Below are 1370 nucleotides of genomic sequence, written 5' to 3' on the forward strand. Positions count from 1 at the left end.
CAGCCTGTCTCAAAAGTCTGTATGGCAATCAGGGTGTAAACTGGAACCATCGCTGGACCGGAGGGAAGAAGGTGCCTCTTCGAGAGATGAACCGAGAGCAGATGTGGCTGTTGCCCCCTGCGCTTGAAGAGTTGATCCCAACAGACCACCCTGCAAGATTCGTGGTCGAGTTTGTCGACGCCCTAGATCGTGAGGGATGGGCCGAGCTCGAGGTGCAGATTGATGGCGACCCAATGGGAGCGCCAGCCTACCATCCCCACGCACTGCTGAGTGTTTGGCTGTACGGATTCATGACCGGTGTCCGGTCCTGCCGCAGGAGTTAGCAGACCAACAGACCTTGAGAGAGCGTGTTAAGCAAGCGATGGAGGAGTTAGCGTCCAGACCTCGCCTGAAGAGGATCAACCTGACCGATTCGGACGCCAGGCTGATGAAGAGTCGGCAGGGTATCGTCCCATCCTTCAACGCACAGGCAGTGGTCTCCCGTGTACTGGTTCCTGGAGAGGCGTCGGCCATGCTTGTGACTGCAGCCGACGCGTGCGCCGACCCGGACGACCATGCGCAACTGATCCCGATGCTGGAACAAGCTGAGGAGATTACCGGCACGGAGGCCCCACTGACGCTGGCCGATGCGGGCTACCACTCCGGAAAGAACCTGAAAGAATGTGCGCGCACCGGACGTCACGTGATTGTGCCGGACTCAAAGCGTAAGACTCTGGCCAACCCATACCACAAGGACCGGTTCGTTTATGACGAGACCAGCGACAGCTACATCTGTCCAAAGGGTCAGAGACTGAGATTCACCCGTTATATTCAGACCAATACGGCTCGTGTGCGGCTGTACCGGGCCTCGGCTGGCGTATGTCTGAGCTGTCCTGCGTTCGGGGAGTGCACCATTGACCGGGTACATGGGAGAGGCATAGGCATAGGTCCTCACGACGAAATACTGCGGCGCCACCGCGCGTTGATGGCCACTGATGAAGCAAAACGGGCCAGTCGGCGCAGGGGGCAACTGATCGAACCGGTCTTCGGTATTCTCAAAGAGCAGATGGGACTCCGAAGATTCTTACTTCGTGGTGTGGTGAACGTGGCTGCGGAGTGGACATTGTCGGCAACAGCCTTCAACCTGCGGACCCTGTGGAGAGTATGGCGTTTTCGATCACTGTCGCATCCACCGATTGGCCCGCGACTAAGCCCTGCCGCATAGGCTGGACTGCGACAACTGCCGTCTTACTCAAAATGCCTCTCGGCAACTGCTCAGTTAACATCGACAGGGCGGAAATTGGCGCAGCGTCCAATAGTGTTCAGTATTCAGAGTACATTCTGAGACAGGCTGCTTCGGATTCTACCCGCTGGAGACGCTCAAGCAGGAC

The 1370-nt window shown here is 57.7% G+C and carries 2 protein-coding genes; both read left to right on the plus strand.

Annotated features, from left to right (window positions below):
* On the plus strand, positions 1 to 323 hold a 323-nt coding region (locus tag J4G14_14090; GenBank protein MCE2458920.1), incomplete at its 5' end, for a hypothetical protein.
* Between the two features lie 14 nt (positions 324 to 337).
* A complete protein-coding gene (locus J4G14_14095; protein ID MCE2458921.1) occupies positions 338 to 1204 on the plus strand; it encodes a transposase in 867 nt (288 codons plus the stop codon).
* Positions 1205 to 1370 lie beyond the last annotated feature (166 nt).

The organism is Dehalococcoidia bacterium, from assembly GCA_021295915.1.
In the GTDB taxonomy this organism is placed as follows: domain Bacteria; phylum Chloroflexota; class Dehalococcoidia; order Lucifugimonadales; family UBA1123; genus VXRN01.